A 9,821-nucleotide genomic window follows, 5' to 3' on the forward strand; every position below is an offset into this window, starting at 1 on the left:
GCGACAAGCTGACCCTCGATCAGCTGGTGAAGTTCGGTTCGATCACCCCGGAAGGGGCGACCATTCTTCAGATCATCGGCCGGTCCCGCTGTAACGTCCTGATTTCGGGCGGTACGGGTTCGGGCAAGACGACGCTGCTCAACTGTCTGACGGCCTATATCGACAACACCGAGCGCATCATCACCTGTGAAGACTCCGCCGAACTGCAGCTGCAGCAGCCGCACGTGGTCCGGCTGGAAACCCGGCCGCCGAACCTTGAAGGTGAAGGCGAGATCACCATGCGCGACCTTGTGAAGAACTGTCTGCGTATGCGCCCGGAACGGATCATCGTGGGCGAAGTGCGTGGCCCGGAAGCCTTCGACCTGTTGCAGGCGATGAACACGGGCCACGACGGTTCCATGGGAACGTTGCACGCCAACTCCCCGCGCGAAGCGCTTTCGCGTCTGGAATCCATGATCACCATGGGCGGCTTCTCGCTGCCGTCCAGAACCCTTCGCGAGATGATCGTCTCCTCGATCGACGTCGTCGTTCAGGCCGCCCGCCTTCGTGACGGCTCCCGCCGCATCACCCATGTGACCGAGGTGATGGGGATGGAAGGCGACATCATCACGACCCAGGACGTCTTCCTCTACGACATGATCGGAGAGGATCCGAACGGACGGATCATCGGCCGCCACCGGTCCACCGGCATCGGCCGTCCGAAGTTCTGGGAACGGGCAAGATACTTCGGCGAGGAATCGCGTCTGGCCGAGGCCCTGGATGCTGCAGAAGTTCCCGATTACGTAGCGGATTGAGATCAAGATGTCCGGTTTTGAAGACTTCCTTACCCCACAGGTCACCGGCATTGCCGTTGCCGTCCTGGTCATGCTCGCGGTTGGAGGGATCATCTACAGTCTTTTTCAGCCAACGCTGTCGGGCACCAAACGCCGCGACCAGCGGCTGAGCGCCGTCTCCGCACGTCCGCAGAACGAAAACCAGCGCAAGCAGCTGCGTGACAACGACCGCCGGAAACGCTCCATTCAGGATCAGCTCAAGGAATTCGAGGAACGGCAGAAGGCCAAGCATGACAAGCAGGCAAAATTGAGCCTGAAGGCCCGGATGGAACAGGCCGGGCTGAATTGGGAGATGAAGCATTTCGCGTTCTTCAGTGCCATTTCCGGAGTGGTCTTCCTGCTGTTGGGTTTCATTCTCAGCGGCAATCTTCTGATCGCCGCCGGTTTCGCCTTTGCCGGTTGTTTCGGCTTTCCGCGCTGGTACATTTCGAACAAGCGCAAGCGCCGCTTCAACGCCTTTCTGGATGAGCTGCCCAACGGTGTTGACATCATCGTCCGCGGCGTCAAGGCCGGCCTTCCCTTGAGCGACTACATCAAGGTGGTTGCCCGCGAGGCTCGCGAGCCGGTAGCAACCGAGTTCCGCAAGATCACCGAAACGCAGATCATGGGGATCTCACTCGGCGATGCGGTCGCCAAGATGCCCGAGCGGGTTCCGGTGCCCGAAGCAAACTTCTTCGCGATCGTCGTTTCGATCCAGCAAAAGGCCGGCGGCGGTCTCGCCGAGGCACTTGGAAACCTGTCCAAGGTCTTGCGCGGCCGCAAGGCCATGAAGGGGAAGATCAAGGCGCTCAGCGCGGAAGCCAAGTCCTCCGCCGGCATCATCGGCGCCATGCCGTTCGGCGTGGGCACGATTATCTTCTTCATCGCTCCCAATTACATCATGCTGCTTTTCACGACGACGGCAGGAAACATCATTATCGGCGGATGCCTGTTCTGGATGTTCATCGGCGTCCTGGTCATGCGGCAAATGATCAACTTCGACTTCTAGGAGGCAACATGGATCTCGAAACGCTTGCCTCGAGCCAGTTTCTCGCCGCCTTCCTGGCAATGGTCGCCGTATCCGGCACCATCTACACGCTGGTGATGCCGCTGCTGAGCCGGGACGTGCTGAAATCCCGCATGAAGTCGGTCGCTCTTGAAAGGGACAAGCTGCGTGCCAGGGAAAGGGCCCGGCTGCAGGCCAACCAGTCCGACCCGAGAGCTGCCTTGCGCAACCAGCCCAAAGCTCAGATGAAGAGCTTTGTCGACAGGCTGAACCTCAAGGAAACGCTTGCGGACGACAACACGGTCGAACGCCTTCGCATGGCGGGTTACCGTGGTTCGGCGCCGCTTTACTACTTCCTGACGGCACGTATTGCCGTGCCGATCATCCTGCTGGTGTTCACCACGCTCTATGCGTTCCTGATCCTGCCGCCGACGCTGCCGGCCTTTTCCAAGATCTGCTTCTGTATCGCCATTTCAGGTCTCGGCGCCTTCCTGCCGAACATCATCCTGAAGAACAAGATCGACAAGCGCCAGATCGCCATTCAGCGGGCCTGGCCGGACGCTCTTGACCTGATGCTGATCTGTGTGGAGTCCGGCATGTCGATCGAAGGGGCCTTTCACAAGGTTGCCGAAGAAGTCGGCATCCAGTCCATCCCTCTCGCCGAAGAGCTTTCCCTGACCACAGCCGAGCTGAGCTATCTCAGCGAGCGGCGCCAGGCCTATGAAAACCTCGCAAAACGCACAGGTGTCGAAGGCGTCAAGAACGTCATGATGGCGTTGATCCAGGCCGAACGGTACGGAACGCCGGTGGGGACCGCCATCCGGACGATGGCCGACGATACCCGTGAACAGCGCATGCAGATGGCCGAACACAAGGCAGCTTCCCTGCCGCCGAAACTGACCGTGCCGATGATCCTGTTCTTCCTGCCGGTCCTGTTCTTCATCATCATGGGCCCGGCCGTCATGCAGGTGATCGACACCTTCGGCAGCCCGGGTTGAGGCCGGGGAGGGGACGCGCCCTCCCGCCGCCGGTCCTGGCCGTCAATCTGGTTCAGCCTGCCTTTCCGTGATCACGCGGGACGGCAGGCTTTTTTGCATTGAGCGGAAGGAAGGACCGGGTCTTTCGAACAATCTTGCGGCCAAGCGGACCCTTGTGCGTTACCTGCCTGACATATGACACCTGACATCCGGCGCATGGCGAAAAGGCTTTGACGCACTGGTTTCCGTTCTTTCCCGAGAGACCTGAACGGACAATCCTGCAGGACGCGCGCGTGACGGCTTCAAGAGCGGGAACTGCGGCATGCGCCGATTGCTCGACGGGTTCGCACGCGCGTGCATGCACGCCGATACGGACGCGGAAACACAAACGCCGGGCGACTGGAGCACCCGGCGTTTGTGATTGAAGCGGTTTGCGTGAAGCGGAAGAATTCAGCCCCGGCGTTTTTCCATCATCGTCTTGAGGTAGGCAATGTTGGCCTGGGCCTGCTGCGGGTCGAGCTCCGCCTGTGCCACCTGGATGGCTTCGTCGTACTTGCCCTGAATCCCGAGGACGAGCGCCAGGTTCTGGCGGACACGGCTGTCGGCTCCCGGCAGCGACGCCGCCCGGCGGAGCGTATACTCGGCATCGGGCAGCTCGTTCGACAGCAGATAGGACAGGCCCAGGTTGTTCAAAAGGCTCGGATCGTCCGGAGCGATCTTCAGCGCCTGCTTGTAGAGGCTGCGAGCCTTGGCATTGTTGCCCAGCTGGTCGTAGATGGCCGCCTCCGCGGACATCAGCCTCCAGTCCGGCGTGTCGGCCTGCTGGGCGCGCTGAAGCACGTTGAGGGCTTCCTCGAAACGCCCGTTCATCGCCAGAACCTTGCCGTAGGCGGACGCGATCTCGCGGTCCTTTGGATGGGCGATCACACCGGCGCGCAGCACCGCCATGGACTGCGGCATCTGGCCGTTCTGGCTGAGCGCATTGGCATAACCGAGGATCGCCGTGCGGCTCTTCCGGTCTTTCTCGTAGGACTTCGACCACTTTGACACCGCCATCATGGCCTGGTTCGAGCCGGGGGTGGTATAGCCATTGGCCGGAGAATGGGTGCCGGTGTTGCTGTTGTTGGAGGCACAGCCCGCGACCAGAACAAGTGCGGTCATGGCCATCAGCGTCGAGACGACACGTTTGCGGCTAGGGACAGATCGGGTTCCGGGGGCTTGCATCTTCAACATCCTTGTTGTCCGCAGCTCTTTTCCCAAGGACCTTTGTTCCTGACCCTTGGTATTTTGCTTTCCCTCGATAAATAGACAATTAACCCTAATGCTTGGTTAAGCGCCCTTGCGGAATGCAAAAAGCCCGGGGCCAAGCGCAGTGCATGGTCCCGGGTCCCGCTTGCGTCCGTTTGCGGCCCGGCTAATGTGTTGCACAGCGAATCCCCTTCAACGGAGTATTTCCCGTGCGTGAATGCCTTGTCCGCAAAAGCGACATTTCCGCTTCCACCGCCATCATCGCCGTTACCGAAGCCACGCTGCCCGAGGTCCTTGCCGGGCTCGGGGCTGCCGCAGCCAACTGGTGCGCTCTGAACGCCTTCACCGGCAAGGCGTCCAGCTTTCTGCTGGTGCCGGGCGAGGGCGGTGAAGGGGCCGCCGTCCTGTTCGGGGTTGAGGAAGGCGATGCCGCAAATCCGTTTGCGCTTGGCGGCCTCGTCAAATCCCTGCCCGAAGGCGACTACCATCTTGCCGACGGTTTTCCCGACGCGGAACAGGCGGCGCTTGGCTTTGCGCTGTCTGCCTACAGCTTCACGCGCTACGTCGAGCAACCGGACAAGAAACGCCGACTGGCAATAGGCGGCGAGACCGGTCTCGACAGGCTCCGGATCATCCTGGACGGGGTCCGGCTTGCCCGTGATCTCATCAACACGCCAGCCAACGACATGGGTCCCGAAGAACTGGCAACCGCCATTTCGGATACCTTCGCGGCCCATGGCGGCAGCGGCCGCGTGATTGTCGGCGAGGACCTGCTGGAACAGAATTTCCCCATGGTTCACGCGGTCGGCCGCGCCAGCAGCCGGGCACCGCGTCTGGCGGACTTTACCTGGGGAGCGGAAGACGCCCCGAAGGTGACGCTTGTCGGCAAGGGCGTCATCTTCGATACCGGCGGGCTCAACCTGAAGCCCGGCTCTTCAATGGCCCTCATGAAGAAGGACATGGGCGGGGCGGCCAATGTGCTCGGCCTTGCGTCCATGATCATGGCGGCGAAGCTGCCGGTGCGCCTCCGGGTGATTGTGCCGTGTGTCGAAAATGCGGTTTCCGGCAATTCCTTCCGTCCGGGCGACATTCTCTCCAGCCGCAAGGGTCTCAGCGTGGAGATCGGCAACACGGATGCGGAAGGGCGGCTGGTGCTGGGCGATGCGCTGGCACTGGCCGACGAGGAAAGCCCCGATCTGCTGATCGACATGGCGACCCTCACTGGGGCCGCGCGTGTCGCGCTCGGACCGGACCTGCCGCCCTATTACACCCACGACGAGGAGCTTGCCGAAGACATTGCGGTCATGGCCGAGGCCGCCAACGATCCCCTGTGGCGCATGCCGCTCTGGCAGCCCTACATGAAATACCTCGACAGCAAGGTGGCGGACCTTAACCACATCAACACCATTGGTGCCGGTTTTGCCGGGTCCGTGACCGCGGCCCTGTTCCTGTCCCGATTTGTCGAGAACACCCAAAGCTGGGCGCATTTCGACATCTTCGGCTGGACGCCGATCGAAAAGCCCGGCAAGCCCGCCGGCGGCGAGGCGCAAGCGATCCGCTGCCTTTTCGACCTGGTCACGGAGCGCTTTGAAGCCAAAAAATAACGGCTCCGAAACGTTTTTGTGCTTCACTGTCCGCGGACTGGAGCGGTTCAAGCGAACCGTTCCCGGATGGGATTCTGGAGAAACATGGCGGTCGACATACGCGCCTCCCAGGCGCTGAAACTGATGCACGAGGTAAATCTGGCGCTGGTTCGGGACAGCGAGCAGGACCTGTCCGCGCGCCAGCTCACGATTCTCCTGACGGTCTACCTGGAGCCGCCGCCCCATACGGTGCGGGGGCTTGCATCCAAGCTGAACGTCACCAAACCCGCGATCACCCGCGCTCTCGACACGCTCGGCGGCATGCGTCTGCTGTCGCGCAAGCGCGACGAGGCCGACAAGCGCAACGTGATCATCACCCGGACGGTTGAAGGCGCGCTGTATCTGGAGCATCTTGGCGACCTCGTGGTCGAAAAGGCCAAAGAACTGCCGCGCTGACTGCCCGCGCATTTTCTGGAACGGAACTTCATGAGCCAAGATTTTGACCGCCGCCGACATCCGGTCCGGCCCGACCTTGCCGCCATTGATTATGAAGGCCGGGTGGAAGCTGCCCGTTTTGTCGAGGGGGAGGTCTTTCAGGTGACCGCCGACCGGCTGGCCATCAGGCCCGATCCGCGTCCCGACCAGCCGATAGATACCGAAGCACTGTGCGGGGAATGGATCACCGTCTATGAGCAGACGCCGGAAGGCTGGGCCTGGGGGCAGCTCGACACGGACGGTTATGTCGGCTGGTTTTCCTCCGATGGCCTTGGGGCGGTGACGACGGCCACCCACAGGGTGCGTGCGCTCCGAACCTACCGCTATCCGGGTGCGGACCTGAAGTATCCGCCGCGCGGCCTCCTGTCACTCGGTTCCAAGGTGACTGTCGCTGGCGAACGGGAAACGCGCGGCCTGACGTACGCGATCCTCAGCGACGGCTCGGCTGTCGTTGCAAAACATCTGGTGCCGCTGGAAGCCTGCGACGACGACTGGGTCGGCGTTGCCGAGGAACTGCTGGGCACGCCTTACCTGTGGGGCGGGCGTTCCAGCGTCGGGCTCGACTGTTCGGCGTTGATCCAGCTTGCCGCCCAGGCCGGCGGCATAGACATTCCGCGCGATACCTACATGCAGGAAGCGGAAGCCGGCGAGGAAATCCCGCATGACGATCTCTCCGAACTCACGCGCGGCGACCTGATCTTCTGGAAGGGCCATGTCGCCATCGTCACCGGTTCCAACCGGCTGATCCATGCCAACGGCCACACCATGACAGTTGCCTATGAGGCGCTCGATCAGGCGGTTGCGCGGATCGCGGCGACGGAATGGGGAGAGATTACCAGGGCAAGGCGGCTGCGGCCGGTCGTGGATTAGGACTTCGTTGCCAGGGACAATTGCGGCTCCGGCGGCGAAACCTCCTTGCCGTCGCCCTGGTTATCTCCGAGTTCCAGATCCTCGATCTTTCGGCTGCGCTTGGAGATCTTGTCCGACGAGATCAGGATCTGGTCGATATCCTTGTTGGCTTGCGCGAAGTGGGACTGCAGCTTGCCGACCCGGTCGTTGAGCCGGGCGACGTCGGCGACGAGATGGCCGACCTCGGCCTGGATGAGATGGGCCTGTTCGCGCATCTTGGCATCGCGCAGGACCGACTGGATCACCTGGATGGACAGCATCAGAAGCGACGGGGAGACGATGACCACCCGCGCCCTGTGACCCTTTTGAACGAGATCCTCGAAGCCCTCGTTGAGTTCGGCGAAGACGCTTTCGGAGGGTACGAACAGGAAGGCCGTGTCCTGCGTCTCGCCCGGCAGCAGGTATTTCTCGCTGATGTCCTGAATGTGCTTGGTAAAGTCCTTGCGGAATTGCGCCTGTGCGTATTTGAGCTGGTCTTCGGTTTCCGCTTTCTTGAGCAGATTGAACGCCTCGAGTGGAAACTTGGCGTCGATGGCAAGCGGCGGCGCGCCGTTCGGCATGTGGATCAGGCAATCCGGGCGGCTGTTGTTGGAAAGCGTCTCCTGGAAGGAGTAGGTGCTGGGCGCCATCTGGTCCTGGACGATGGCTTCCATCCGCCCCTGGCCAAAGGCGCCGCGGGTCTGCTTGTTGGAAAGGATCGCCTGAAGCTGGCCGACCTGTCCGGAGAGATCCGTGATGGTGCGCTGCGCCCGATCGATGACAGCGAGGCGCTCGTGCAGGTGCCGGAGCCCGTCCTGGGTGCGCTTGCTGGTGTCTGCCATGGACAGCCCGAGCTTGTGGCCCATGCCGTCGAGACGCTCGTTGACGGCGCGCATCATGTCCGACTGCCGCGAGCCGAAGACTTCCGCCATGGTCTGCATGCGGCCGGTCATTTCGCCCTGCGATTTCAGAAGTTGGGAGAGGTGGCTTTCCAGTTCATGGATACGCTCCGCCGACGCCGTGTCTGCTTCCGCGCGCAAGCGGATTTCGCGCACTGTCTTCAGGGCCAGCCAGAAAATCAGGGCCAGCAGAAACAGGCCACCGCCAATCGCGGTTTCAAGAACCGTCACCGGACGGCCACTCAACTCAAACAGGATCTCGTTCATGAAACAAACATAGAACGATTCGGGCCGGTCATGCATCAGCACGGTGAAGCAGAAGCGTTGAAAACCTAGGGGGACAGCGCACTTTCCGCGTTGACCGGCGCGGTTCGATTACTTATGTGAGGCACATGACTATACGACCGATCATCACCATTCCCGACCCGGTTCTGCGCGAAGTCTGTGCGCCGATCCAATCGGTCGACGACGACATCCGTACGCTTGCGGATGATATGCTTGAAACCATGTACGAAGCCCCCGGCATCGGCCTTGCGGCCAGCCAGATCGGCATTCTGCAGCGGCTCTTCGTGCTCGACGTTGCCAAGGAAGATGCGCCGAAGGAGCCGATGGTCTTCATCAACCCGAAGATCGTCTGGTCCAGCGAGGAAACCTCCGTCTACCAGGAAGGCTGCCTGTCGATCCCGGAGTATTTCGAGGATGTCGAGCGCCCGGCGGAAGTGACGGTCCAGTTCCTGAACCGGGAAGGCGCTGAACAGGAGATCAAGGCCGACGGCCTGCTTGCCACCTGCATTCAGCATGAGCTTGACCATCTCAACGGGAAATTGTTCATTGATTACCTGTCGAAGCTGAAGCGTGACCGGGTGGTCAAGAAGTTCACCAAACAGGCCAAGCTGGCGGGCAAGCTTTAAAGCCCGGGAAGCCGGCGCGCAAACATTGGGGGCGGCACATATGGATCAGGGACTTTTCCTGAAGCTTTTCGCCGCGCTCTTTGCGATCATGAACCCGATCGCCAACCTGCCGGTGTTCCTGTCGCTGACGGCGGACAAGGGCGCGGCCTTCGAACGCAAGGTCGCCTTCACGCTACTGATCAGCCTGTCCGTCGGCGCCGCCATCATCGGCCTGACCGGCGATACCATCCTGAAGGTCTTCGGCATCAGCCTCGATGCCTTCCGCCTTGCCGGCGGCTTCCTGATCCTGCTGATTGCGTTGAACCTCATTTCAGGTGAGCAGAGCAAGGCCCATCACGGCACGGACGAAGAGAAAGAGCATCATGGCGAGCAGGACAATCCGGCAATCTATCCGCTGACGGTGCCGATACTGCTCGGGCCGGGGTCGATTTCGACCATGATCATCTTCCGGGGTCAGGTGGGCGACCTGAAACAGGAAATCGCCTATGTCGCCGCCATTGCCGCTGCGATCGGCCTCCTGATCGTCACGTTTTTTGCCGCGCCCTTCCTGTCGCGTTTCCTCGGCCAGACCGCAACGAGCGTGATGAGCCGTCTCATGGGCATGATCCTGGCGGCAATCGCCATGGAAATGATGGTCGACAGCATCAAGGCCCTGCTCCCGGGGCTGGCTTAGAAATAACCTCGAGGCAAAACTCCGCCTCATCCTGAGGAAGCGCGAAGCGCTGTCTCGAAGGATGGGCCCCTTGCTCGGGAGTTCGCGGCCCATCCTTCGAGACGGACCTTGCGGTCCTCCTCAGGATGAGGGCGGGTTTGAGTTGGGTGCATGAAGCAATCCATGTTCGAGCAAAGACAGACGCACTTCCGCTCACCCCAAGCCGCCCCTTGCAAGGCCTCGTTGAAAGCGCAATAAGGGCGCAAAGCTTTCAAACCCTTCAGGAGCCTCATGCCTCTACGCGTTGTTTTCATGGGCACCCCCGACTTTTCGGTGCCGACCCTGATGGA

Annotated in this window: 10 protein-coding genes; 8 read left to right on the plus strand and 2 right to left on the minus strand. The window is 61.4% G+C overall.

Annotated features, from left to right (window positions below):
* The 3 genes from ACQY7U_RS13335 to ACQY7U_RS13345 form a co-directional block, all read left to right on the plus strand.
* Positions 1–794: CpaF family protein (locus tag ACQY7U_RS13335; protein WP_428645193.1), on the plus strand; the 794-nt coding region annotated here is incomplete at its 5' end.
* 7 nt (positions 795–801) lie between these two features.
* Complete coding sequence (locus ACQY7U_RS13340; protein WP_428645195.1) at positions 802–1,821, plus strand: type II secretion system F family protein; 1,020 nt, start codon at positions 802–804, stop codon at positions 1,819–1,821.
* Between the two features lie 8 nt (positions 1,822–1,829).
* Positions 1,830–2,816 carry a type II secretion system F family protein gene (locus ACQY7U_RS13345; protein ID WP_428645197.1) on the plus strand — a complete coding sequence of 329 codons (987 nt, stop codon included), beginning with the start codon at positions 1,830–1,832 and terminating at the stop codon, positions 2,814–2,816.
* Positions 2,817–3,245: 429 nt separating this feature from the next.
* Here ACQY7U_RS13345 and ACQY7U_RS13350 read toward each other — a convergent pair whose 3' ends face one another.
* A complete protein-coding gene (locus tag ACQY7U_RS13350) occupies positions 3,246–4,019 on the minus strand; it encodes a tetratricopeptide repeat protein (protein WP_428645199.1) in 774 nt (257 codons plus the stop codon).
* Between the two features lie 233 nt (positions 4,020–4,252).
* Here ACQY7U_RS13350 and ACQY7U_RS13355 point away from each other — a divergent pair, with 233 nt between their 5' ends.
* From ACQY7U_RS13355 to ACQY7U_RS13365, 3 genes are all read left to right on the plus strand, one after another.
* On the plus strand, positions 4,253–5,647 hold the full coding sequence (locus ACQY7U_RS13355; RefSeq protein WP_428645200.1) for a leucyl aminopeptidase family protein: 1,395 nt from the start codon (positions 4,253–4,255) through the stop codon (positions 5,645–5,647).
* A gap of 84 nt (positions 5,648–5,731) precedes the next feature.
* Positions 5,732–6,082 (plus strand): MarR family transcriptional regulator, encoded by a 351-nt coding sequence (locus ACQY7U_RS13360; RefSeq protein ID WP_428645202.1) that lies wholly within the window; start codon positions 5,732–5,734, stop codon positions 6,080–6,082.
* Between the two features lie 30 nt (positions 6,083–6,112).
* Complete coding sequence (locus ACQY7U_RS13365) at positions 6,113–6,991, plus strand: C40 family peptidase (protein WP_428645203.1); 879 nt, start codon at positions 6,113–6,115, stop codon at positions 6,989–6,991.
* Here the strand turns inward: ACQY7U_RS13365 and ACQY7U_RS13370 are convergent.
* A complete protein-coding gene (locus ACQY7U_RS13370; protein ID WP_428645205.1) occupies positions 6,988–8,175 on the minus strand; it encodes a DNA recombination protein RmuC in 1,188 nt (395 codons plus the stop codon). The genes ACQY7U_RS13365 and ACQY7U_RS13370 overlap by 4 nt on opposite strands.
* A gap of 125 nt (positions 8,176–8,300) precedes the next feature.
* On the opposite strand from ACQY7U_RS13370, the gene def reads away from it, so the two are divergent.
* Positions 8,301–8,819, plus strand: coding sequence for a peptide deformylase (def, locus tag ACQY7U_RS13375; RefSeq protein WP_428645207.1), 519 nt, complete (start codon positions 8,301–8,303; stop codon positions 8,817–8,819).
* Between the two features lie 40 nt (positions 8,820–8,859).
* Positions 8,860–9,492 carry a MarC family protein gene (locus ACQY7U_RS13380; protein ID WP_428645208.1) on the plus strand — a complete coding sequence of 211 codons (633 nt, stop codon included), beginning with the start codon at positions 8,860–8,862 and terminating at the stop codon, positions 9,490–9,492.
* The last annotated feature ends 329 nt before the right edge of the window (positions 9,493–9,821 follow it).

Origin of the sequence: Roseibium sp. (genome assembly GCF_050301095.1) — a bacterium.
Taxonomy (GTDB): Bacteria; Pseudomonadota; Alphaproteobacteria; order Rhizobiales; family Stappiaceae; genus Roseibium.